Raw genomic sequence first — 21809 nt, 5'->3', positions numbered from 1 at the left:
AGGAGGAACGCCATGCCCCTCGCCCTCTCCTCGCCCATCCCCGCAGCCCTGTCGCCCGCCCGGCTCGCCGTCGTCCTCACCCTCGCGTTGAGCGGCACCACCCTGGCCCAGGAGCCCGCCCGCCCGGTCGACACGACCGGCACCGGCGGCGGACCGCTCTCGACCATCACGGCGCCGAACACGGTCTCCACCGGCGTCACCAAGCCGCCGGCCGGCGCGGGCGCGCCGACGACCGGCGCCGAGGGCCCGACCGTGGCCGCCCAGCGCGAGCGGGAGGCCCGCGAGAAGGCCGACAACGCGCGCATCACCCGGATCACCCGCAGCATCTGCCGGGGCTGCTGAGGACGGTCAGAACAGGCGGCCCTGCGCCTCGCCGCCCCGCTCGGCGGCGGGCGGTGCGTCCGTGCCCGCTTGCGGCTCCAGGAGCGACGGGTCATCCCGGCGCACGTCGCCGACGGCCGGTCCGACCGGATCGATCCGGATGATCCCGTCGGGGCACGGACGGCAGAGGGCGGCGGCTTCCGCCGGGCCGGTGCCGATCGGATCGAGCCACTCGGCGACGGCCCCGACCGAGAGGATCGCCGGCATCCGGTCGTGGATCGCCGCCATGCTGCCGTTGGCGTCCGTGGTGACGACGGCCGCGGTGTCGATCTCCGAGCCGTCGGGCGAGCTCCAGGTCTCCCACAGCCCCGCCAGGACCATCGGCGCCCCGTCCGCCCGGCGGACGGCGAAGGGGCTGCGCCGGGCCCTGCGCCCCTCCCCTTCCCGCCGCCACTCGTAGAAGCCGTCGCACAGGAAGACGCAGCGCCGGTGCCGGAAGGCCCCCCGGAAGGCGGGCTTCTCCGCCATGGTCTCGGCGCGGGCGTTGATCATCAGCGGCAGGCCCGTCGGATCCTTCGACCAGGCCGGCCAGAGGCCCCAGCGCGCCAGCCGGAAGCGGCGCCGCCCGCCCTCGTTGACCGCCAGCGCGACCGGCTGGGTCGGGGCGATGTTGTAGCGGGCGGGGAAGTTCGGCCGCTCGCCGTAGCCCAGAAGCGCCCGGTAGGCCTCGGGCGGGCTCGTCATGAAGAGGCGGCCGCACATGCCGGGTCTCCTCTCAGTCCAGGGGGGCGTCGACGGTGCAGACGACGCCGCCGGGCGCGAAGTCGATGTCGACGAGGCCGTCGAGGTCGCGGGCGAGGCTGCGCTCGATGAGCCGCGAGCCGAACCCGCGCCGGGCCGGGGGCTTGACCGGCGGCCCGCCCCGCTCGCTCCAGCGGAAGGCGAGGCGGGGCGCTTCCGCCCCGTTCACGACGGACCAATCGATGGTGACGGCCCCGCCGGCGTTCGAGAGCGCGCCATACTTCACGGCGTTCGTGGCGAGCTCCTGGATCGCCATGGCGATGGCGAGCGACATGCTCGGGCGCACGCGCACAGGCGGCCCCTCGATGTGGAAGCGCTCCCCGTCGCGGCCGGCGTAGGGGGCGATCGCCTGGCCGACCACCTCGGCGAGGTCGGCGCCCTCCCAGGATTCGCGGGTCAGCACGTCGTGGGCGCGCGACAGGGCGAGCAGACGGGTCTCGAGGGCACCGTAGGCCTGCGCGTTCGTGGGGGCGTTGCGCAGGGTCTGCATGGCGATGGATTGGACGGTGGCCAGCGTGTTCTTCACGCGGTGGTTCAACTCGTCGATGAGCAGGCGCTGGTGGGCGGCGGCCCGCTTCTCGGCCAGAAGCGAATCCCGCAGGCGCTCCTCGCCTTCCCGCAGGGCCTCGAGGCGGGCGCGCGCCTCGTATTGGCGCCGCCGGCCGCGGAGCGCGCTGCGCACCAGGCTGATCAGGGTGGTGGGGTGGAACGGCCGCTCGAGGAAGGTGACGTTGCCGAGCACCTCCGAGATCCGGGCCGCGCCGGGGTTGCGCTCCGAGCCGCCGCCGCGTCCGGTCAGCACGATGAAGGGGAAGTCGGACCAGGGCGGCTGCGCCTCCAGCCAGCGGCGGACCGGGGCGAGGTCGGCGTGCAGGATCGCTTCCTCCGCCACGAGAGCGAGACCGGCCCCTTCCTCGACCCGCGCCTGCAGGTCGCGCATGTCGGTGCAGGGTAGCGCCCGCGTTCCGCCCTCGGCGAGCAGCTCCGCGGCGATGGCGCTGTCCCGGCCGAAGGGCGTCAGGACGAGGATCCGTTCGGAGAGCGGGTTGTGGGGCTGGATCACGTCGTGTTGCCGTCCACCGGGGGCAGATCCCCGACCCCGCCGACGAAGGTCGGCGTCCCGCGCAGCACGCCCTGGAAGCCCTGCACAGGCTCGCCGATGGCGAGGCCCGTGCTCCCGATCCGGTACTCGCGGATCGTGTCCTCGTGGCTGCCGGCGCGCTTCTTGACCACCGAGATCGCCCGCCGCACCCGGCCGAGGGCCTCGAAGTAGCGGAGCAGGATCACCGTGTCGGCGAGGTAGGTTACGTCGACGGGCGCCTTCATGTCGCCGACGAGCCCGTGCTGGGCGATGGTGAGGAAGGTCGTCACGCCCTGCCGGTTCAGGAACTGCAGCAGCTCGTGCATGTGCAGCACGAGGGCCTGCTCGTGGGGCATCGCCGCTTGGTAGCCGTTGAGGCTGTCGATCACCACGGTCTTGACCGACTGCTCCTCCACCCGATCGCGGACGCGGTGGGCGAACTCGCCCGGCGCCATCTCGGCGGCGTCGATCTGCTCGATGGTCAGGAGCCCCTGCTCGACGAGGCCGCCGAGGTCGTAGCCCATCTGCCGAGTGCGCTCGAGGAGGAGGCCGAGCTCCTCGTCGAAGATGAACATCGCCGCCCGTTCGCCCCGCGCCACGGCCGCGAGCACGTACTGGATCGCGAACAGCGTCTTGCCGGTGCCCGACGGCCCGAGGATGAGGGCGCTCGATCCCTTCTCGACGCCGCCGCCGAGCAGCGCGTCGAGCTGGTCGATGCCGCTCACGAGCCTGTCGCGCAGGAATCCGGTCTTGTGCTCCAGCGAGACGAGCCGCGGGAAGACCTTCACGCCGCCGGCGGCGATCGTGAAGTCGTGGTTGCCGCCGCGGAAGTCGGAGCCCCGGTACTTGACGATCCGCAGGCGCCGCCGCTGCGCGTCATAGTCCGGCGCGGCCTCCTCGAGGCGGATGACGCCGTGGGCGACGCTGTGCACCGTCTTGTCGAGCGTGTCGGCGGTGAGGTCGTCGAGGAGCAGCACGGTGATGGCGTGCCGGGCGAAGTAGTGCTTGAGCGCCAGGATCTGGCGCCGGTAGCGCAGCGACGAGCCCGCGAGCAACCGGATCTCCGAGAGGCTGTCGAGGACGATGCGCTTCGGGCGCACCCTCTCGACTGCCTCGAACACCTGCCGGGTGGTCTCGCCGAGCTCCAGATCGGAGGAGTAGAGCAGGCTCTGCTGCTGCTCGGCGTCGAGCAGGCTCTCGGGCGGGATCACCTCGAAGACCGTGATCGCCCCGCCGAGCGTCCAGCCATGGGTGGCGGCGCTCTCGCGCAGCTCGCCCTCGGTCTCGGACAGGGTGATGTAGAGGCTCGTCTCCCCCGCCTCGGCGCCGGCGAGGAGGAATTGCAGGGCGATGGTGGTCTTGCCGGTGCCGGGCGCGCCCTCGAGGAGGTAGAGCCGGTCGCGGGTGAGGCCGCCCGACAGGATGTCGTCGAGTCCCGCGATGCCGATGCTCACCCGATCGGTCGCCGCCTGCGTCATGGCCCCTCGCCTCCCGTCGTCGATCTCGGCCTGCGCGATGCCGTCGGCGGGACCTTTCGGCACTTCTATTCCGCGCGATACGATCGTGCCAAGCGCCACATGGTGCGTCCTACAACCAGCGCTTCCAGCGGAAGAACGCGTAGGGAAGGATCGCCGCGACCACCATCATGGCGACCGCCATCGGGTAGCCCAGCGGCCATTCCAACTCGGGCATCGCCTTGAAGTTCATGCCGTAGATCGAGGCGATGAGCGTCGGCGGCATGAACACCACCGCCATGACCGAGAACAGCTTGATGATGTTGTTCTGCTCGAGGTTCACGAGGCCGAGCGTGGCGTCGAGCAGGAACTGGATCTTGGTGGCGAGGAAGGTCGCGTGCTCCTCCAGAGATTGCAGGTCGCGGAGCGTCGAGCGCACGTCCTCGCGCAGCTCGCGGGGGGCCTTGTTGGTGCGGTAGGTGGCCGAGAGCGAGAGCAGGATGCGCTCCATGGAGACGAGGCTCTCGCGCTGCTTGGAGATGAGGTCGCCGTGGCGGCCGAGCGCGCGGAGCGTGTCCTGGAGGGCGGTGTTGCGGGCGGACGGATCGGCCTGCGCCTCGAAGATCTTGCCGGAGAGCCGGTCGATGCGCTCGCCCTGGAGTTGGAGCACGTCGGCGGCCCGGTCGATCACCGCCTCGATGAGCCCGGCGAGGATCGCCTCCCCCGAGATCGTCGTCGCCGGGCCGTTGCCCGTCGCGCGGCCGGCGCGCAGGGCGTACATGCGGAAGGCCTGCGGCTCCTCGTAGCGCACGGTCACGAGCTTGGCTTCGCGCAGGATGAAGGTGATGCCGGCGAGCCCCGGCTCCTCGGAGTCGCTCACCTTCGAGAGCACCCGGCCCGTCATGTAGCGGGCGCCCTCCTCCACGTAGAGGAGTTCGGAGGGCTCGATGTCCTTCATTTCCTCGCGGGTCGGCACCTGGATGCCCATGAAGGCCTCGACCTTGAGGTCCTCCTCGCGGGTCGGGCGGATCATGTCGAGCCAGACGGTGTCCTCGGGGATCGCTTCCTGCAGCTCGAGGGAGCGGCGCTCGAGCGTCGGGGCGCCGGCGCCGGCGAGGGGCTGGTGGATGAAGATCACGCTGGGAACACCCGGGTCACGGGCGCGCCCGCCTCAGGCGAGCGCGTTCGGTGGAGGTAGGCTCGCATCCGGCACGAAGAAGTCCGGCGCAAGGGGGACGCCGGGTGTGACGCGGTATTGTGAGAAGTCCGTGACGCCGTTCTCGTACAGGAAGCTGTCGTCGATGAGGAAGCGGCCCGTGACCTCCCGCGACGGCTTCAGGAAGAGGGCGTGGGCGGCGTCCGCCATGATCTGGGGCGTGCGGCTCGCCTTCATCAGCTCCTCGCCCCCGAGCAGGTTGTTGACTGCGGCCGTGGCGATGGTGGTGCGGGGCCAGAGCGCGTTCACGGCGATGCCCTGGCGGCGCAGCTCTCCCGCAAGACCCAGCACGCAGAGCGACATCCCGAACTTCGCCATGGTGTAGGCGAGGTGGGGGGCAAACCACTTCTCCTGCATGTCGAGGGGCGGCGACAGCATCAGGACGTGCGGGTTCTCCGCCTTGGCGAGATGCGGGATCGCGTATTTCGAGACCATGTAGGTGCCGCGCGTGTTGATCTGGTGCATCAGGTCGAAGCGCTTCATCTCCGTGTGCGGCGTCGGCGAGAGCGAGATGGCGCTGGCGTTGTTCACGACGATGTCGAGACCTCCGAAGGTCTCGACGGTTTTCGCAATGGCGCCGGCCACGCTCTCCTCGTCGCGCACGTCGACGACGAGCGGGAGTGCCTTGCCTCCGGCCGACTCGATCTCGGCGGCGGCGGTGTGGATGGTGCCCTCGAGCTTCGGGTGAGGGCTCTCGGTCTTGGCGGCGATGGCGATGTTCGCCCCGTCGCGGGCGGCGCGCAGCGCGATGGCGAGGCCGATGCCCCGCGAGGCGCCGGTGACGAACAGGGTCTTGCCCTTCAGGGTGCCGCTCATCGCTCGTCTCCTGTGCTGACGCGGAAGCGCGGGGGCCGGCTGCCGTCCGCGTCGGTGAAACCGTAGTGCCGGGCGAGGTCGCCCGCGTGCAGGACCTGTCCGGATCGCGCTGCGATCTCGGGATCGGCGGCGAGCGCCGCCAGCGCCCGGCCGGCGTAGAGCGGGCTCTCCGTCGCCATGTCGCCGTGGCCGGCCTCGATCACACGCTCCGTGCGCACGAAGCCCGGAGAGAGGGCGAGCGCCGTGACGCCGTAGGGCTTAAGCTCCGCGGAGAAGGCCAGCGCCAGCCGGTTCGTCGCCGTCTTGGCGAGGTCGTAGTAGATGTCGCCGAGGTAGCCCTCGCCCGTGTCGAAGGAGACGAGCGCGATGAGGCCGGACTTCGCCGCGACCATGGCCGGGGCCACGGCGCGGGCGAGCAGCAGTCCCGCATAGGGGCCGACCTCCAGGAAGCCGCCATAGGGCTCGGCCGAGCGGCGCCAGAACGGCGTGCCCCAGGAGGAGCCGTCCGGATAGCGCTCGCCGTCGTAGCCCTCGTTGCCGCCCCAGACGCTCGACACCGCCACGTCGATGCGCCCGAAGCGGCGCAGCGCCCAGTGGACGAGCCCGTCCACCGCCCGCTCGCTGGTATGGTCGCAGAGGTAGTGGTGACCGTCGCCTCCGGCGGCGTCGACCTCGCGGGCGGTGTCCTCGACGGCCTCCGAGCGCATCTCGGTGCGGGCGCCGGTCTCGCTGGAGCGGGCGGTGACGATCACCGTCGCCCCCGCTTCGCCGAGGCCGCGGGCGATGCCCCGGCCGACGCCCCGCGAGGCGCCGGCGACGAGGCAGACCTTGCCCGCGAGCGGGCCGCTCACGCCGCACCCGGCTTGGCACGGCCGAGGAAGGCCCGGAAGCGCTCCTGCGCCTCGGGCGAGCGCAGCCGCTCCTCGAAGGCCGCGGCTTCCGCCTCCAGCGCCGCCTCGACCTCGGCCTGGTCGCCCCGGATCAGCGCGCGGGTGGCCTGCACCGCGCCCCGCGGCAGGGCGGCGAGGCGCGCGGCCTGCGCCACCGCGTGGTCGAGAAGGAGGTCGGAGGGGATCACGGCATTGACGAGGCCGAGACTGAGTGCCGCATCGGCATCGAAGACCTCGGAGAGCAGCAGCATCTCGCTGGCCTTCAGGCGCCCGACCCGGCGCGGCAGCAGGTAGCTCGAGGCCGCCTCCGGTACGAGGGCCAGCTCCACGAAGGGCATCCGGAAGCGTGCCGCCGGGCTCGCGTAGACGAGGTCGCAGTGGAGCGTCAGCGTCGTGCCGATGCCGACCGCGATGCCGTCCACCGCCGCGACCATCGGCGTGCGGGTGCGGGCGAGCTGCCGGATGAAGTGGAGGGCCGGCGCCTCGGAGAAGGGTTTGGCGAGGCTGCCGGCGAAATCGGCGATGTCGTTGCCCGCCGAGAACACACTGGGGAGCCCCGCGAACACCACCGCGCCGATGCCCTCGTCCGCGTCGGCCTCGGTGAGGGCCGCCCGCATGGCGTCGTACATCGCGCCGGTCAGCGCGTTCTTCTTCTCCGGCCGGTCGAGGGCGACGAGGCGCACCCCGTTCCCGAGATCGCGGATGCTGACGGTCTCGCTCATCGGCCCCTCCTCACGCGTCGAGCGCCGCCATGGCACCGTCGACGAAGCCGCCGCCGGCGATCACGCTCTCCTCCAGACCGCCGGCCGCGGTGAGCAGGTTTTCGGCGTAGAAGCGCAGGAGCGCGATGCGGCCCGCATCGGCCCCGCTCACGCCGCCGGTCTTGCCCGCCGCGCTGGAGGCGAGCGCGGCCCGCGCCAGGCAGGCACCGCCCTGGGCGAGGCCGAACAGGCGCAGGTAGGGCGTGGCGCCGGCCAGCGCCGCCTCCGGACGGTTCGATGCGGCGGCGCGCAGCTGGAAGCTCGTCGCCCTGTCGAGGCTCTCGACAGCGGAGCGCAGCCGGGCGGCGGCATGGCCGAAGCCGGGATTGCCGTCCTTCAGCAGCGCTTCGGCGGCCCCGCGCATGGAGGCGATCTGCGCCCGCACGGTCTCGCCGCCGTTGAGCGCAAGCTTGCGGCCGACGAGGTCCATCGCCTGGATGCCGTTGGTACCCTCGTAGATCGCCAGGATACGGGCGTCGCGCATGTGCTGGGCGGCGCCCGTCTCCTCCACGAAGCCCATGCCGCCATGGACCTGAACGCCGAGCGAGGCGACCTCGTTGGCGATGTCCGTGGCGAAGGCCTTGGCGACGGGGGTCAGTAGCGAGGCGCGGTCGTGGGCGCGCTGCCCTTCCGGCCCGTGCGCGGCGTCGAGGGCGGCGGCGGTGAGGTAGCAGATGCCCCGCGCCGCGGCCGTATAGGCGCGCATGGTGATCAGCATCCGCTGCACGTCGGGGTGGGCGACGATCGGGCTCGACGCCTCAGTCGCACCGGGCGCCTTCCCCTGCCGGCGCTCGCGGGCGTAGGCGACGGCCCGCTGCGTGGCCGCCTCCGCCGCGCCGACGCCTTGGAGCCCGACGTTGAGCCGGGCCGAGTTCATCATCGTGAACATGCAGGCCAGCCCCCGGTTCTCCTCGCCGATCAGCCAGCCCGTGGCGCCCCCGGCATCTCCGAAGGCCATGGAGCAGGTCGGCGAGCCGTGGATGCCGAGCTTGTGCTCGATCCCGGAGCAGCGCAGGTCGTTGCGGGTCCCGTCGGGCAGCACCTTCGGGACCAGGAACAGCGAGATGCCCCGCGTGCCGGCCGGCGCATCCTTCAGCCTCGCCAGGACCAGATGGACGATGTTGTCGGAGAGATCGTGCTCGCCGTAGGTGATGTAGATCTTGGCGCCGGTGATCCGGTAGCTGCCGTCGCCGGCGGGCTCCGCGCGGGTGCGCAGCGCCGAGAGGTCGGAGCCGGCCTGCGGCTCCGTGAGATTCATGGTCGCCGTCCACTCGCCGGAGATCAGCCGGCCGAGGTAGCGCTCCTTCAGCTCCGCCGAGCCGTGGGCGGTGAGCGCCTCGATGCCGCCGGCCGTCAGCAGCGGGCAGAGGCCGAAGGCGATGCTGGCGCCGTTCCACATCTCCGTGCAGGCGGCGGAGACGAGGTGCGGCAGGCCCTGGCCCCCGAAATCGGGCGTGGCGCCGATGCCGTTCCAGCCACCCTCGACGAAGCCGCGATAGGCCGCCTGCCAGCCGGGCGCCGTGGTCACGCTTCCATCGCGAAAAGGCGTGCCATGGCGGTCGCCGGCCCGGTCGAGGGGCGCGATGACCTCGCTGGCGAGGCGTCCCGCCTCCTCCAGTACCGCCTCGACGTCGTCGGCGCCGAGATCGCCGGTGCCGCCGAGAACCTGCTCGAGCCCGGCGACGTGGCGCAGGGTGTAGGCGATCTCTGCGACGGGCGCGCGATAGCTCATGTCCGTTCCCTCCGCGCCGTTCCGTCGGCGTCGTCCTGCGCCGTTTGACCGGGAGCCCCGGCCGACGCTAGGCCGCTTGCTTGGACAGCCGCTTAGCCGGATCGGGCGAGCCCGTCACCGGCCGAGATAGTTTAGATATGAACGATCCTGCGTCAACGGTCGCTGGCGTCCCTCCCGCGGAGGCGACGGGCAGGCTTAAGGCGGACGCGGCGGGCATCGCCCGGGCGGCGGAGCTGATTCGGTCCGGCCGCCTCGTCGCCTTCCCCACCGAGACCGTCTACGGGCTGGGGGCGGATGCCGCGAACCCCGCGGCGGTCGCGGCGATCTTCGCCGCCAAGGAGCGGCCGCGCTTCAACCCGCTCATCGCCCATCTGCCGGACGCGGAGACCGCCCGCCGCGAGGGTCGTTTCGACGGCATCGCCGAACGCCTCGCGCGGGCGTTCTGGCCCGGGCCCCTGACGCTCGTCGTACCAGCCGCTCCGGAGGGACGCGTCTGCGATCTCGCCCGCGCCGGCCTGCGGAGCGTGGCGCTGCGGGTTCCGGAGAGCGGGATCGCCCGCGACCTGATCGCGGCGGTCGGGCGGCCGGTGGCGGCGCCCTCCGCCAACCGCTCGGGCCGGGTCAGCCCGACGCGGGCCGAGCATGTCCGCGCAGATCTCGACGGGCGGCTCGCCGCGATCCTCGACGGGGGCGCCTGTCCGATCGGCGTCGAATCGACGGTCGTCGCCTGCCTCGACGGGGTGCCGCGCCTGCTGCGGCCGGGGGGAATCACCCGGCGGGCGCTCGAGGACGTTCTCGGCCGCCGGGTCGAGGGCCCGGCGGAGGATGCCGCGGAGAAGCCGGTCGGGCCCGGCCTTCTCGCCTCGCATTATGCGCCCCGCGCCCGCCTGCGGCTCGGCGCCGCGCGCATCGCGCCGGGCGAGGCGGCGCTCCTGTTCGGCGGCGCCCGCCCGCCGGGCCTGACGGATGCCGTGGGCTGGCTCGACCTCAGCGCGACGGGCGATCTCGCCGAGGCGGCCGCCGGCCTGTTCGCGGCGCTCCGCTTTCTCGACGCCATGGGCACGGCGGTGATCGCGGCCGTCCCGATCCCGCAGGAGGGGCTCGGCGAGGCGATCAACGACCGTCTGGCGCGGGCGGCGGCGCCGCGTTGAAGGGACGTGCGGTGAACCCCGAAAAAATTTGGCGGGCGGCGGGAACGGATGCCGGGGATGGCCCGTTTACAGGTCACGAAGGCCAACTCAGCCCCCAATGGCCTTTTCCCTTCAAAGGCTCGGAGCGATCCGAGCCTTTTTTCTTGCCCGCTTTCCGGACGGATGCCCCGGCGCCGGCGGGAGCCGACACCGGGCCCGCGACTCAGCCGGCGAGCTTGGCCGCGATGCCGGCGACGTGGCGGCCCTGGAAGCGCGCGCCGTCGAGCTCGACCTGCGTCGGCTGGCGGCTGCCGTCGCTGCCCGCCAGCGTCGAGGCGCCGTAGGGCGTGCCACCCGAGACCACGCCCATCTCCGTCAGGCCCTGGAAGGCGTAGGGCAGCCCGACGATGACCATGCCGTGGTGCAGGAGCACGGTGTGGAAGCTCGTCAGCGTCGTCTCCTGGCCGCCATGCTGGGTCGCCGTCGAGGTGAAGACCGAGCCGACCTTGCCGACGAGCGCACCCTTCGCCCAGAGGCCGCCGGTCTGGTCGATGAACTGCTTCATCTGCGCGGCCATGTTGCCGTAGCGGGTCGGCGTGCCGAAGATGATCGCATCGTAGTCGCCGAGCTCCTCCGGCTTGGCGATCGGTGCGTCCTGGTCGAGCTTGTAGTGGGACTGGCGGGCGACCTCCTCGGGCACCAGCTCCGGCACGCGCTTGACGACGACCTCGGCGCCGGCGTCGCGCACGCCCTCGGCCACGGCCTTCGCGAGCTGCTCCACGTGACCCCAGGACGAGTAGTAGAGCACCAGAACCTTCGCCATCGCACCTCTCCTTGCAGGGCGTCCTTGCGGACGCCGGACGACACGGGTGGGATATCGCGCACCTGACGCCTTGCGAAAATGCCTCGGTCTGCAAGAACATCCTTGCGTCTATGCAAGGAGCCCGCGGCATGTCGGTCGCCTGGGACGATTTCCGGCTGGTCCGGGCCATCGCGGAACTCGGCGGCCTGACGCGCGCCGCCGCGCATCTCGGCATCAACCACTCGACGGCCTTCCGCAGGCTGTCGGCGATCGAGGCGGCGGTTGAGACGCGCCTCTTCGAACGGCTGCGCACCGGCTACGTCGCGACGCCGGCCGGCCTCGCCATGGCGGCGGCGGCCGAGCGCATGGAGGACGAGGTCGCGGGCGTGCTGAGGGCGGTCGCGGGCCAGGCGGCGGCGCCCGCCGGCAACCTGCGCGTCACCGCGGCGGCGAGCTTCGTCTCCGGCGCGCTGATGCCGGTCTTCGCGGCCTTCCGCGCGCGCCATTCCGGTGTCACGCTGGATGTTGTGGCGGCGCAGGAGGCCTTGAACCTGTCGCGGCGCGACGCCGACGTCGCCGTGCGCGCCTCCCTGACGGCGCCGCCGAACCTCGTCGCCCGCCGGGTCGCATGCATCGCCTGGGCGCTCTATGGCCGCGTCGAGGACGGGACCGACACGGCGGATCGGGACTGGGTGACGCCTGACGAGAGCGTTGGGGGCGGCGTGTTCGCCCGCTTTACGGACAGCCGGATCGGACGGGGGCGGGTCGCGATGCGCCTCAATTCGGTGCACGGCCTCGCCGAGGCGGTCGCTGCCGGCATCGGCATCGCCGCCTTGCCCTGCATCGAGGGCGACCGGGATCCGACGCTCATGCGCCTCGGACAGCCCGAGCCGGAGCTGGAGACCAATCTCTGGCTCCTCACCCATCCCGATCTCCGCAATGCGCCGCGGGTGCGTGCCTTCCTCGACTTCTGCGCGGAGCGGCTCGCGGCGCTGCGGCCGCTCATTGAGGGGCGGGCTGAGCGATCTCCATGATCTCGACCTCGTGGCCGTTGACCTCGACGCTGTCGCCGACACCCTTGCCGGTCAGCGCGCGGGCGAGCGGCGCGACGTAGGAGATCGAGCCCTTGGCCGGGTCCGCCTCGTCCTCGCCGACGATGCGGAAGGTCTGCCGGCTGTCGTCCTCGCGGGCGATGGTCACCGTCGAGCCGAAATGCACCGCGTCGCCCTCGACGGATTCGACGAGCTCGGCGGTGCCGAGCCGGGCGGTCCAGTAGCGCAGGTCTCGGGCGACGCGGGCGTTGTCCGCCTTGGCGTCGGGATCGAGGGCGGAGGCCTCTCCCTGAAGGCGCTTCACCTCGGCCTCGATCTGCGCGAGCCCCTCCGGCGTCACGTAGTTGGTGTGGGGAGAGATCGGGCGGTCGGGGAGGTCCTCGAAGGCTTCCCCGCCCTCCTTCTCACGAACGAATGCGATGCTCATGGTGCTGGAATGCGCACGCGAGCGGCGCGGTTCCGCTCAGGCGATCTCGACCACCGTGCGGCCGCGAACGCGCCCCGCCAGGATCTCCTCGGCGAGGCCGCCGATCTCGGGCAGGCTGACCGTCCGGGTCATCGCGGCGAGCTTCTCCCGGTCGAGCTCGCGGGCGAGCCGTGCCCAGGCGGCGCGGCGCTTCGGCTGCGGGGTCGTCACGCTGTTGATCCCGAGCAGCGACACGCCCCGCAGGATGAAGGGCGCCACGGTGGTCGGCAGGTCCATGCCCTGCGCGAGGCCGCAGGCGGCGACCGCGCCGTCGGACTTCGTCTGTGCCAGGACGTTGGCGAGCGTCGAGGAGCCGACCGCGTCGATGCCCGCCGCCCAGCGCTCCTTGGCGAGCGGCTTGCCCGGTGCCGACAACTCGTTGCGGTCGACGATCTCGGCCGCGCCGAGGCCGCGCAGGTACTCGGCCTCGTCCTCGCGCCCCGTCGAGGCGAGGACGTGCCAGCCCGCCCGCGCCAGCAGCGCCACCGCGACGGAGCCGACGCCGCCGGAGGCGCCCGTGACGATCGCCGGCCCGTCCTTCGGGGTGACGCCGTGGGCGTCGAGCGCCATCAGGCAGAGCATGGCGGTGTAGCCGGCGGTGCCGATCGCCATGGCCTCGGCGGGGCTGAGGCCCTCGGGCAGAGGCACCAGCCAGTCGCCCCGGACGCGGGCTTTCTCCGCGTAGGCGCCGAGATGGGTCTCGCCGACGCCCCAGCCGGTGAGCACGACCGGATCGCCCGGCTTGTAGGCCGGGTCCTCGGAGGTCTCGACGGTGCCGGCGAAGTCGATGCCGGGGATCATCGGGAAGCGGCGCACCACCGGCGACTTGCCGGTCATGGCAAGACCGTCCTTGTAGTTCAGCGTCGAATGGCTGACCCGGACGGTGACGTTCCCGGGCATGAGGTCAGCCTCGTCGAAGTCCCGGAAGGCGAGACTCTGCCCGCCCTCGCCCTTCTCGACCACCCACGCCTTGAACGTCGTCATGCCACGCCTCTCCCGTCGGGACCGACCTGTGGCGCGCGGGCGCCGAATCAAGGCGGCCCGCCGCGCCGGTGAGGGCGCGACGGGCTGCGAACGTCACTCGGACGGGGGTCTCAGTAGCCGTCGTAGACGCTGCCGCGGGAGAAGCCGAGGCCGACGCCGATATCGGCGGAGCTGGCGCCGGTGATGCCGAGCGCGTCCGGGATCGAGCCGACGCCGTATCCGGGCCCGTAGCCGGGGCCGCGGGGGCCGGCGGGCACCCAGCCTGCGCGGGCGGGCTGCACGAGGACGCGCCGGCTCACGGTGGCGTATTCCGGCGGGATCGTCTCCGGGATCGACTGGGGCGGCTGCACCATCACCCGGCGCTGGCGCACGGCGTACTGGGGCGGCGTGTCGATCCAGCAGCCCTCGAGCTCGCCGTAGGGGCCGCGGCGGGTCTGCCAGACCCGGCCGCCCGGCGCCACCAGCACGCGCTCGGACACGGTGTCGAAGACCGGCGGCGTGCTGCGGTAGACGGTGCGGGGTGGGCGCACCAGCACCTGCTCGGAGACGGTGTCGAAGACCGGCGGCGTCGCGACGTAGCGATAGCACTCGGCGCCGTGGCAGCCGGCCTGGGCGGGCGTGCCGGCGAAGAGCGCGGCGGCGAGGGTGACGGCGAGTGTGGCGGATCGGGCGACCGGCGCGGCCATGGCGAAGTCCTTGTGCGGGCTGCAAGAGGTGTGACGGCGCGCGATCGCGCTCATCTCGACGCTCAAGAGGCCGTGCGGCTGCGCTTCCCGCAAGGACGATCCTGTTATACGGTAAAATTAACCCGGTTTCCGCGATCCCTGTTTCGAGTTGCTTAAGTATTCGTGGGCTGTGACGGGCCCTGTTCCCGAGTATCCCCGCCGCCTCCCGCGCTCGCCTTCGCCCGCCGTACGGTCGCGCGGGCGGCGTCGAGGGCGATGCCCGCCGCGCTGAGGGTCCGCGGCTCCGCCGGCCGCGTCAGAGCCTGCCGGGCGATGCTGCCGGCGAGATCGTCGATCTCGGCCTCCATCGCCCGGAGCTTGTCCGGATCGTCGATCCGGCGGGCCTCGGAGCGGATCTCGAGGAGGCGCGCGGCCGCGACCTCGATGCGCTCCCGGCGCAGGCGCCCGAGGCGCTGGCGCAGCCAGGCGAGCCCCGAGCCGATGCCGCCGCCCAGGAAGGCGAAGAGGTAGATCCAGGTCTCGTAGCGCTCGATCAGCCCCTCCTGCTCGCGCTCATAGTAGTCCATGGCCCCGGCATGGATCGGCAGGCGCGCGGTGGTGGCAGCGACCGTGGTGTCGTAGGCCGGCGCCGCGATGGCGTCGGCGGCGGGCACGCTGTCGGCGAGCGCCGTGCGCAGCTCGAACAGGTTCTGCGTCACCTCCGCCGCCAGGCTCCGCGACAGGCTCGCGCGGGCCATCAGGCGGTACGATGGGCCGATCGTGGGGAGGTCCTCCTCCGGCAGGCGCGGCTCGGCCCCGAACAGGCCCGCCGGCACGGTCACGGATTGCAGCCGCGGCAGCCGCGCCAGGGCGGCGGCTGGGTTCGGCACGCCGAACAGCGCGACCTTCCGCTCCGGGCTGGCGTCCCGGACCAGCCCCACGAGGCGGCGGGCGGCCGGCGTCGTCGGCGTGGTGATGAAGATCATGGCATCGATGCGCTCTGCCCCGAGGGACGCCGCGACCTCTGCCTCCTGAAGAGGCACCAGCGTGACCGTGGCCGGCGCGGTCCGGCGCCGGGCCGGCGGCTTGCCGTCTTCCTCGGCATCCTCCGGTTCGGCGGTCGCGCCCGAAGCCTCCCCCTCCATCCGCGCGGCGAGGCCGAGTCGGTTCAGAACGGCGAGCGCCAGCGGGCGGTCCGCCTCGCGGGCGGCGAGGATGCCGAGGCGGCGGCCGGCGAGATCGGGCAGGCTCGCGATCCCCGAGGCCGCGGGGGCGGCGACGAGGATCGCCTGCTCGCGCAGCACGGCGAGGGTCAGCCCGTTGCGCGGCATCAGCACGTCCGGCCGCACGACCGCGAGGTCGACCTTGCCGTCCTGAAGCGCGGTGGCGCTCTCGCGCACGCCGCCGAACGATACGATGTCGAGATGCGGGCTCTCGTCGCGCTCGGCGACGAGCCTGGCATAGGCGGCCATCAGCGCCGGCTCGACCCCGCCCTCGGGGGCGACGGCGATCCTCAGGGTCGTGGGGCGGGAGAGATAGAACGCGACCCCGGCCGCCGCGGCGAGCAGCAGCGCGGCGAGCAGGAACGCCCGCTCCGGGGCCCAGACCCGTCTCCCTGCCGCCTTGTCCGCCACGCCCGCCTCCCCGTTGCCGTCGAGGTAGGCCCGCGGCGCGGCTTGACGAGGCCGGTCCTTGACGCTGCCGGGGCCGCGCCGCATGACGATGCCGCTGCCCGCGTGCTGAAACTGGTAGCCGGACCGGACTTAAAATCCGGGGCCTTCGGGCGTGTCGGTTCGAGTCCGACCGTGGGCACCATTGCCGTCCGGCTGCCAGCCGTAGAGCCAGCCGTAGCGGTCGCGCATGCCGTCCGGGCCGAGGCGGCGCATCACCAGGTTCCGGCAGAGCGCCGCGAAGCCCCCGGCATGGTAGACCCGGCCGTTGGCCCGCGCCGCCTTCTGCACCCGCTTGGCGCGGGGCCGGCGCGCCGCATCGTAGGCCGCGAGCGCCTTCGGAACGTCGCCTCCCGCCAGGCAGGCCGCGAGCGTCGCCGCGTCCTCGACGGCGAGCGCCGCGCCCTGTGCCAGGAAGGGCAGCATCGGATGGGCGGCGTCGCCGAGGAGCGCGAGCCGGCCCCGGGCCATCGGCCGGGCGGTCGGGCGGTCCGCCAGCGACCAGACCAGCCAGGAATCGGGCAGGCCGAGAAGCTGCGCCAGCTCCGGGGTGGCGTCGCGGAAATGGGCGCGCAGCATGGCCGGCTCGCCGAGCCGTCCCCAGCCGTCGTCGCCCTGCCGTTCCGGCACGATGGCGACGACGTTGACGCGCTCGCCGTTGCCGATGGGGTAGTGGACGACGTGCCGGCCGCGGCCGAGCCAGAGGCCGGTCTCCCCGCCGCGCAGCGCCTCCGGGACGACGTCCCGCGGCACGATGGCCCGCCAAGCGGCCATCCGCGCCGGCGCCACGGGGCGGTCGTCGAGATGCCCCCGCAGGCGCGAGCGCAGGCCGTCGGCGCCGATCACGAGATCGGCCTCCAGGGTCTCGCCGCGGCCGCCGCCGGCGCTCTCGACGGTGATCGCGATCCCGTCCGCCCGCTCGGCGAGACCGGTGACCTCGCGCCCGACCAGCAGGCGGATGCCGGGCCTCGAGCGGACTGCGTCGAGGAGCAGCGTCTGGAGGTCGGCCCTATGGATGACGTGGTAGGGTGCGCCGTAGCGCTCCCGCGCCGCCTCGCCGAGGCGCACGCCGCCGATGCGGCTCCCGCTCTTGAGGCTGCGCACGACGACGCCGGGCGGCTCGGAGCCGGCGCGCCGGAGCGCGGCGGCGAGACCGAGCGATGCGAGCACGCGGCTCGCGTTCGGGGAGAGCTGGAGCCCGGCGCCGACCTCGCTGAAGCCGGTGCGGCGCTCGACCAGCGTCACCGCGTGTCCGGCATCCGAGAGGCAGAGCGCCGCCGTGAGGCCGCCGATTCCGGCCCCGGCGACGGTGATAGAGAGCGGGTCGGGCACCGGTCGAGCGGCCGCCCTACTCGGCGGCGAGCCTGGTGTGGTCGTCCCAGACGCAGGCCTCCGGGTCCGCATGCCCGGCCTTCAGCTCCCTGCGATAGCGGTAGAGCGTCGAGCAGTACTGGCAGATGATCTCGTTGTCGGCGCCCATGTCGAGGAACACGTGCGGGTGATCGAAGGGCGGCAGCGCCCCGATGCACATGAACTCCTTCGAGCCCACGTGGATGACCGCCACGCCGAGATCGTTGTGGAAGTGCGGTACCGCCTTGTCAGCCATCGCGCCTGTCCTGCGCGGCGGCCCGCGAGGCCGCCGTCCCTTCCGCCAAGGCTCTAGCCGCTTCGGCCGCTCAAGCCTAGGGGCCGGAACGGCCGCCGGCCATGCGTGACGGGCCTTCCGCCGCTTGGCGCTCCCCGGCCGAGATCGTAGATAGGGAGCGGGCGCGCTCGAGCGTCCCACCGCTCCCGACGGCCGCGCGACAGATCATGACCGAGCAAGACCAGGCGACCGCCAAGGGCGGCCGGAGGATCCAGGAGGCCCCGATCCACGGGCCGGAGGGCTTCGAGGGGATGCGCCGGGCCGGCCGCCTCACGGCGGAGGCCCTCGACATCCTCATGGAGGCGACGGTGCCGGGCGTGACCACCGACCGCCTCGACCGCCTCGCCTTCGAGTTCGCCATGGACCACGGCGCCTACCCGGCCTCGCTGTTCTACCGGGGCTACTCGAAGTCGATCTGCACCTCGATCAACCACGTGGTCTGCCACGGCATCCCCAACGACAAGCCGCTGCGCGAGGGCGACATCATCAACCTCGACTGCTGCCTGATCCTCGACGGATGGCACGGCGATTCGAGCCGGATGGCCTATGTCGGCGAGGTGCCGCGCAAGGCCGCGCGCCTGTGCGAGATCACCTACGAGGCCCTGATGCGCGGCGTCGCCGCGGTGAAGCCCGGCGGCTCGACCGTCGACATCGCCCGCGCCATCCAGACCTACGCCGAGGCCGAGCGCTGCTCGGTGGTGCGCGACTTCTGCGGCCACGGGCTCGGCCGCACCTACCACGACGCGCCGACCATCCTGCACTACGTCGAGGCGAGCTACGACGTGCCCCTGAAGCCGGGGCAGTTCTTCACGATCGAGCCGATGATCAATCTCGGCCGACCCGCCGTGAAGGTCCTCTCCGACGGCTGGACGGCGGTGACGCGGGACCGCTCGCTCTCGGCCCAGTTCGAGCACACGGTGGCGGTGACGGAGACCGGCGTCGAGATCTTCACGGTCTCGCCCAAAGGGTTGCATCAACCGGGGCTGCTCCAGCCCGTCAACCCGGCCGCCTGAGCCGCGTCCGGTGGCGCGGCGATCCGGCTCGGCGGGCTTCGACGACTGCGCCCTCCCGCTGCTGCCGGAGGCGGTGGCGGAGCCCGTCCCGCCGCCGGACCATGCCGGGCATCGCGAGCGCCTGCGCGCCCGCTTCGCGTCGGCCGGGGCCGATTCGCTGCCGGACTACGAGCTGCTCGAGCTCGCCCTGTTCCGCTCGATCCCGAGGCGGGACGTGAAGCCGCTCGCCAAGGCGCTGATCCGCCGCTTCGGCAGCTTCGCGGAGGTGCTCGCCGCCGAGCCCGGCCGCCTCGCCGAGATCGACGGGGTCGGACCCGGCGTCGTCGCCGACCTGAAGCTGATGGAGGCGGCGGGCCAGCGCCTCGCCCGCGGCGCCATCGCCGAGCGTCCCGTGCTCTCCTCCTGGGAGGCGGTGCTGGAATACTGCCGCGTCACCATGGCTTTCTCGGCGCGGGAGCAGTTCCGGGTGCTGTTCCTCGACAAGCGCAACCGCCTCATCGCCGACGAGGTGCAGGGGCACGGCACCGTCGACCACACGCCCGTCTACCCGCGGGAGGTGGCCCGCCGGGCGCTGGAGCTGGCGGCGACCGCGGTCATCCTCGCCCATAACCACCCCTCCGGGGATCCGGCGCCCTCGAAGGCCGACATCGCCATGACCCGCGAGGTCGTCGCCGTGCTCGCCCCGCTCCGGATCGTCGTCCACGACCACGTGATCTTCGCCCGCGCCGGGCACGCGAGCTTCAAGGCGCTCAAGCTGATCTGACGGATCGGACGGTCGTGACAGCCCTCCGCGAGCGTCGCCCCGCAACCTTTGCGTGGCGTGCCTCTTGCCTCTAGCGTGGCGCTAGGGAGGCAGGGATGACGAGTGTGGCGTTCGACGAGATGAGCGGCTTCGAGGGCAACGCCCCGGTCGCGGTGCGCGAGGCCTACGCCGCCCTGAAATCCTGGCTCGACGCCACTCCGCCCGACCAGTTCCACACCCGCCGCAGCCAGGCGGAGCTGCTGTTCCGGCGCATCGGCATCACCTTCGCGGTCTACGGCGACAACGATTCGACCGAGCGGCTCATCCCCTTCGACATCATCCCCCGCGTGCTGACGAAGCCCGAATGGGATTTTCTCGAGCGGGGCCTCAAGCAGCGCGTCACCGCGATCAACGCCTTCCTCAAGGACGTCTACACGACGCAGGAGTGCATCAAGGCCGGAATCATCCCCGAGGAGCTCGTCTACCGGAACGCGCACTACCGGATGGAGATGCGCAGCATCCGGCCGCCCCACGATCTCTACGTCCACATCGCCGGCATCGACATCGTGCGGACCGGCGAGAACGACTTCTTCGTGCTGGAGGACAACGCCCGCACGCCGTCGGGCGTGTCCTACATGCTCGAGAACCGGGAGGTGATGCTGCGCCTCTTCCCGGACCTGTTCTCCCGCCACCGGGTCGCGCCGGTCGAGAACTATCCGGACGCGCTGCTGGCGACGCTGCGCAGCCTCGCCCCGACGACAGCGACCCGCGACCCGACCGTCGTTCTGCTGACGCCCGGCCGCTACAACTCGGCCTTCTACGAGCACTCCTTCCTGGCCGACAAGCTTGGCGTCGACCTCGTGGAGGCGTCCGACCTCTTCACCAAGGACGACGTGCTCTACATGCGTACCACCGAGGGGCCGCGCCGGGTCGACGTGGTCTACCGCCGCCTCGACGACGACTTCCTGGATCCGCTCGTGTTCCGGCCCGATTCCGTGCTCGGCGTGCCCGGCATCATGAACGCCTACGAGCGCGGCAACGTCACGCTGGCCAACGCCGTCGGCACCGGGGTCTCCGACGACAAGGCCGTCTACAGCTACATGCCGGAGATCGTGCGCTTCTTCACCGGCGAGGAGCCGATCCTGAAGAACGTGCCGACCCATCGCTGCCGCGAGAAGGAGGCGCTCGCCTACGTCCTCGACAACCTCGGCAGCCTCGTCGTGAAGGAGGTCAACGGCTCGGGCGGCTACGGCATGCTCGTCGGCCCCCACGCCACGAAGCGCGAGATCGAGGAGTTCGGCCGCCGCATCCGCCACGCGCCGGACGGGTTCATCGCTCAGCCGACCCTCTCGCTCTCGACCTGCCCGACCTTCGTCGCCTCCGGCGTCGCGCCGCGCCACGTCGACCTGCGCCCCTTCGTGCTCTGCGGGGCCGACGAGATCCGCATCGTGCCCGGCGGCCTCACCCGGGTGGCGCTGAAGGAGGGCTCCCTCGTCGTCAACTCCAGCCAGGGCGGCGGCACCAAGGACACCTGGGTGCTCGACGCTTAAGGCCGCCAGACCCCCGCCCCTCTCGTACCCACGGTTACCCACGGACGCCCATGCTCTCCCGGACCGCTGACAGCCTCTACTGGCTCTCCCGCTACGTCGAGCGCGCCGAGTTCGTGGCCCGCATCCTCGACGCCGCCCACCGCCTCGCCTCGCTGCCGACGAGCTACGGCGGCGGCGAGACCAACGAGTGGCACTCGGCGCTGCTTTCGGCCGGCGGCGAGGCGCTGTTCCGCGCCCACCACGACGCGGTCAACGCCGACACGGTCGGGCGCTTCCTGGCCTTCAGCCCGAACAATCCCTCCTCGATCCGCTCCTGCATCGAGACGGCCCGCGAGAACGCCCGCAGCGTGCGCACGGCGCTCACCACCGAGATGTGGGACACGATCAACGGCGCCTGGCTGGAGCTGCGCAACTACGAGGGCCGCGACCTCTCGCAGGAGGAGTTCGCCCGCTTCCTCGACTGGGTGAAGTCGATCTCGCTGACCTTCGACGGCTCGGCCTACCGAACGATGCTGAGGAACGACGCCTACTGGTTCACGCGGCTCGGCACCGCCATCGAGCGGGCCGACAACACGGCGCGAATCCTCGACGTGAAGTACCAGATCCTGCTGCCGGCGAGCGAGCGGGTCGGGGGCAGCCTCGACTACTTCCAGTGGACCACGATCCTGCGCGAGGTCTCGGCCTTCAACGCCTATCACTGGGTCTACCGCGAGAGCATCAAGCCGATGCTGGTGGCCGACCTCCTGATCCTCAACCGGCAGATGCCGCGCTCCTTCCTGAACTGCTACGGGCAGCTCGTGGAGCACCTCGACCTGATCGCCGACGCCTACGGACGGCGGGGCCCGAGCCAGCGGCTGGCCGGCAATCTGCTCGCCCGGCTCGAGGGCGACCACATCGAGCGGGTCTTCGCCTCCGGGTTGCACGAGTTCGTCACGGCCTTCATCGACGAGAACAACCGGGTCGGCGAAGCGATCGCGACGCAGTATCTGGTCTGAGCCCGGAACGCCGCCGAGACGAA

General features: G+C 72.2%; 21 protein-coding genes, 1 tRNA gene and 1 pseudogene. 8 read left to right on the top strand and 15 right to left on the bottom strand.

Annotated elements, in window-relative coordinates; all coding sequences use genetic code 11:
* The first annotated feature begins 12 nt into the window (after positions 1 to 12).
* Entirely contained in the window at positions 13 to 342 is a 330-nt protein-coding gene (locus MFF04_RS12830; RefSeq protein ID WP_238276309.1) for a hypothetical protein, read from the top strand.
* A 6-nt stretch (positions 343 to 348) separates the two neighbouring features.
* Here the strand turns inward: MFF04_RS12830 and MFF04_RS12825 are convergent, their stop codons facing one another.
* The 8 genes from MFF04_RS12825 to MFF04_RS12790 all read right to left on the bottom strand — a co-directional run bounded on the left by MFF04_RS12825 (position 349) and on the right by MFF04_RS12790 (position 9072).
* A complete protein-coding gene (locus tag MFF04_RS12825) occupies positions 349 to 1083 on the bottom strand; it encodes an SOS response-associated peptidase (protein ID WP_238276307.1) in 735 nt (244 codons plus the stop codon).
* 13 nt (positions 1084 to 1096) lie between these two features.
* Positions 1097 to 2185 carry a sensor histidine kinase gene (locus tag MFF04_RS12820; protein ID WP_238276305.1) on the bottom strand — a complete coding sequence of 363 codons (1089 nt, stop codon included), beginning with the start codon at positions 2183 to 2185 and terminating at the stop codon, positions 1097 to 1099.
* Positions 2182 to 3681, bottom strand: coding sequence for an ATPase domain-containing protein (locus tag MFF04_RS12815; protein ID WP_238276303.1), 1500 nt, complete (start codon positions 3679 to 3681; stop codon positions 2182 to 2184). The genes MFF04_RS12820 and MFF04_RS12815 overlap by 4 nt, the downstream gene beginning before the upstream one ends.
* A gap of 109 nt (positions 3682 to 3790) precedes the next feature.
* Positions 3791 to 4795: a magnesium transporter CorA family protein gene (locus MFF04_RS12810; RefSeq protein WP_238276301.1), complete on the bottom strand. Its 1005-nt coding sequence runs from the start codon at positions 4793 to 4795 to the stop codon at positions 3791 to 3793.
* Between the two features lie 33 nt (positions 4796 to 4828).
* Positions 4829 to 5689, bottom strand: a complete 861-nt coding sequence (locus MFF04_RS12805) for an SDR family oxidoreductase (RefSeq protein ID WP_238276299.1) — start codon at positions 5687 to 5689, stop codon at positions 4829 to 4831.
* A complete protein-coding gene (locus MFF04_RS12800; protein WP_238276297.1) occupies positions 5686 to 6540 on the bottom strand; it encodes an SDR family NAD(P)-dependent oxidoreductase in 855 nt (284 codons plus the stop codon). Before MFF04_RS12800 ends, MFF04_RS12805 begins: the two co-directional genes overlap by 4 nt.
* Complete coding sequence (locus MFF04_RS12795; protein WP_238276295.1) at positions 6537 to 7301, bottom strand: enoyl-CoA hydratase-related protein; 765 nt, start codon at positions 7299 to 7301, stop codon at positions 6537 to 6539. The genes MFF04_RS12800 and MFF04_RS12795 overlap by 4 nt, the downstream gene beginning before the upstream one ends.
* Before the next feature lie 10 nt (positions 7302 to 7311).
* On the bottom strand, positions 7312 to 9072 hold the full coding sequence (locus MFF04_RS12790; RefSeq protein ID WP_238276292.1) for an acyl-CoA dehydrogenase family protein: 1761 nt from the start codon (positions 9070 to 9072) through the stop codon (positions 7312 to 7314).
* A 137-nt stretch (positions 9073 to 9209) separates the two neighbouring features.
* Between MFF04_RS12790 and MFF04_RS12785 the strand changes: the two genes are divergently transcribed.
* Positions 9210 to 10223 (top strand): L-threonylcarbamoyladenylate synthase, encoded by a 1014-nt coding sequence (locus MFF04_RS12785; RefSeq protein ID WP_238276290.1) that lies wholly within the window; start codon positions 9210 to 9212, stop codon positions 10221 to 10223.
* A gap of 202 nt (positions 10224 to 10425) precedes the next feature.
* Here the strand turns inward: MFF04_RS12785 and wrbA are convergent, their stop codons facing one another.
* On the bottom strand, positions 10426 to 11025 hold the full coding sequence (gene wrbA, locus MFF04_RS12780; protein ID WP_238276288.1) for an NAD(P)H:quinone oxidoreductase: 600 nt from the start codon (positions 11023 to 11025) through the stop codon (positions 10426 to 10428).
* Positions 11026 to 11153: 128 nt separating this feature from the next.
* On the opposite strand from wrbA, the gene MFF04_RS12775 reads away from it, so the two are divergent.
* Positions 11154 to 12038: a LysR family transcriptional regulator gene (locus MFF04_RS12775; protein WP_238276286.1), complete on the top strand. Its 885-nt coding sequence runs from the start codon at positions 11154 to 11156 to the stop codon at positions 12036 to 12038.
* On the opposite strand, the gene greA is transcribed toward MFF04_RS12775, so the two are convergent.
* The 4 genes from greA to MFF04_RS12755 all read right to left on the bottom strand — a co-directional run bounded on the left by greA (position 12007) and on the right by MFF04_RS12755 (position 15889).
* On the bottom strand, positions 12007 to 12483 hold the full coding sequence (greA, locus tag MFF04_RS12770) for a transcription elongation factor GreA (protein ID WP_238276284.1): 477 nt from the start codon (positions 12481 to 12483) through the stop codon (positions 12007 to 12009). The two genes, MFF04_RS12775 and greA, sit on opposite strands and share 32 nt — an antisense overlap.
* A 36-nt stretch (positions 12484 to 12519) precedes the next feature.
* Positions 12520 to 13506 carry an acrylyl-CoA reductase (NADPH) gene (acuI, locus tag MFF04_RS12765; RefSeq protein ID WP_238276282.1) on the bottom strand — a complete coding sequence of 329 codons (987 nt, stop codon included), beginning with the start codon at positions 13504 to 13506 and terminating at the stop codon, positions 12520 to 12522.
* A gap of 110 nt (positions 13507 to 13616) precedes the next feature.
* Complete coding sequence (locus MFF04_RS12760; RefSeq protein ID WP_238276367.1) at positions 13617 to 14192, bottom strand: hypothetical protein; 576 nt, start codon at positions 14190 to 14192, stop codon at positions 13617 to 13619.
* A gap of 152 nt (positions 14193 to 14344) precedes the next feature.
* Positions 14345 to 15889 carry a TAXI family TRAP transporter solute-binding subunit gene (locus MFF04_RS12755; protein ID WP_238276281.1) on the bottom strand — a complete coding sequence of 515 codons (1545 nt, stop codon included), beginning with the start codon at positions 15887 to 15889 and terminating at the stop codon, positions 14345 to 14347.
* A 12-nt stretch (positions 15890 to 15901) separates the two neighbouring features.
* On the opposite strand from MFF04_RS12755, the gene MFF04_RS12750 reads away from it, so the two are divergent.
* Positions 15902 to 15986: transfer RNA gene (locus tag MFF04_RS12750), tRNA-Leu, on the top strand.
* 8 nt (positions 15987 to 15994) lie between these two features.
* On the opposite strand, the pseudogene MFF04_RS12745 reads toward MFF04_RS12750, so the two are convergent.
* Positions 15995 to 17173, bottom strand: a pseudogene (locus MFF04_RS12745) (FAD-dependent monooxygenase); the annotation flags it as partial.
* Positions 17174 to 17189: 16 nt separating this feature from the next.
* Positions 17190 to 17447 carry a zinc-finger domain-containing protein gene (locus MFF04_RS12740; protein ID WP_238276279.1) on the bottom strand — a complete coding sequence of 86 codons (258 nt, stop codon included), beginning with the start codon at positions 17445 to 17447 and terminating at the stop codon, positions 17190 to 17192.
* Between the two features lie 206 nt (positions 17448 to 17653).
* On the opposite strand from MFF04_RS12740, the gene map reads away from it, so the two are divergent.
* The 4 genes from map to MFF04_RS12720 all read left to right on the top strand — a co-directional run bounded on the left by map (position 17654) and on the right by MFF04_RS12720 (position 21786).
* Complete coding sequence (gene map / locus MFF04_RS12735; RefSeq protein ID WP_238276278.1) at positions 17654 to 18499, top strand: type I methionyl aminopeptidase; 846 nt, start codon at positions 17654 to 17656, stop codon at positions 18497 to 18499.
* Positions 18500 to 18509: 10 nt separating this feature from the next.
* Positions 18510 to 19262 carry a RadC family protein gene (radC, locus tag MFF04_RS12730; RefSeq protein WP_373320043.1) on the top strand — a complete coding sequence of 251 codons (753 nt, stop codon included), beginning with the start codon at positions 18510 to 18512 and terminating at the stop codon, positions 19260 to 19262.
* 95 nt (positions 19263 to 19357) lie between these two features.
* Positions 19358 to 20791 (top strand): circularly permuted type 2 ATP-grasp protein, encoded by a 1434-nt coding sequence (locus MFF04_RS12725; protein ID WP_238276276.1) that lies wholly within the window; start codon positions 19358 to 19360, stop codon positions 20789 to 20791.
* Between the two features lie 50 nt (positions 20792 to 20841).
* Positions 20842 to 21786 carry an alpha-E domain-containing protein gene (locus tag MFF04_RS12720; protein ID WP_238276274.1) on the top strand — a complete coding sequence of 315 codons (945 nt, stop codon included), beginning with the start codon at positions 20842 to 20844 and terminating at the stop codon, positions 21784 to 21786.
* Positions 21787 to 21809: the final 23 nt, after the last annotated feature.

Origin of the sequence: Methylobacterium jeotgali, assembly GCF_022179345.1 — a bacterium.
GTDB lineage: Bacteria > Pseudomonadota > Alphaproteobacteria > Rhizobiales > Beijerinckiaceae > Methylobacterium > Methylobacterium jeotgali.
Note: the sequence above shows the minus strand (reverse complement) of the source record. Positions and strands in the feature narration are given on the sequence as shown.

Coding starts and splice junctions, on each gene's coding strand:
- MFF04_RS12805 (WP_238276299.1), bottom strand. CDS start 5,689: ATGAGCGGCACCCTGAAGGGCAAGACCCTGTTCGTCACCGGCGCCTCG.
- MFF04_RS12785 (WP_238276290.1), top strand. CDS start 9,210: ATGAACGATCCTGCGTCAACGGTCGCTGGCGTCCCTCCCGCGGAGGCG.
- MFF04_RS12825 (WP_238276307.1), bottom strand. CDS start 1,083: ATGTGCGGCCGCCTCTTCATGACGAGCCCGCCCGAGGCCTACCGGGCG.
- MFF04_RS12795 (WP_238276295.1), bottom strand. CDS start 7,301: ATGAGCGAGACCGTCAGCATCCGCGATCTCGGGAACGGGGTGCGCCTC.
- MFF04_RS12760 (WP_238276367.1), bottom strand. CDS start 14,192: ATGGCCGCGCCGGTCGCCCGATCCGCCACACTCGCCGTCACCCTCGCC.
- MFF04_RS12815 (WP_238276303.1), bottom strand. CDS start 3,681: ATGACGCAGGCGGCGACCGATCGGGTGAGCATCGGCATCGCGGGACTC.
- MFF04_RS12830 (WP_238276309.1), top strand. CDS start 13: ATGCCCCTCGCCCTCTCCTCGCCCATCCCCGCAGCCCTGTCGCCCGCC.
- MFF04_RS12790 (WP_238276292.1), bottom strand. CDS start 9,072: ATGAGCTATCGCGCGCCCGTCGCAGAGATCGCCTACACCCTGCGCCAC.
- wrbA (WP_238276288.1), bottom strand. CDS start 11,025: ATGGCGAAGGTTCTGGTGCTCTACTACTCGTCCTGGGGTCACGTGGAG.
- map (WP_238276278.1), top strand. CDS start 17,654: ATGACCGAGCAAGACCAGGCGACCGCCAAGGGCGGCCGGAGGATCCAG.
- MFF04_RS12775 (WP_238276286.1), top strand. CDS start 11,154: ATGTCGGTCGCCTGGGACGATTTCCGGCTGGTCCGGGCCATCGCGGAA.
- MFF04_RS12755 (WP_238276281.1), bottom strand. CDS start 15,889: ATGCGGCGCGGCCCCGGCAGCGTCAAGGACCGGCCTCGTCAAGCCGCG.
- acuI (WP_238276282.1), bottom strand. CDS start 13,506: ATGACGACGTTCAAGGCGTGGGTGGTCGAGAAGGGCGAGGGCGGGCAG.
- MFF04_RS12740 (WP_238276279.1), bottom strand. CDS start 17,447: ATGGCTGACAAGGCGGTACCGCACTTCCACAACGATCTCGGCGTGGCG.
- MFF04_RS12720 (WP_238276274.1), top strand. CDS start 20,842: ATGCTCTCCCGGACCGCTGACAGCCTCTACTGGCTCTCCCGCTACGTC.
- greA (WP_238276284.1), bottom strand. CDS start 12,483: ATGAGCATCGCATTCGTTCGTGAGAAGGAGGGCGGGGAAGCCTTCGAG.
- MFF04_RS12725 (WP_238276276.1), top strand. CDS start 19,358: ATGACGAGTGTGGCGTTCGACGAGATGAGCGGCTTCGAGGGCAACGCC.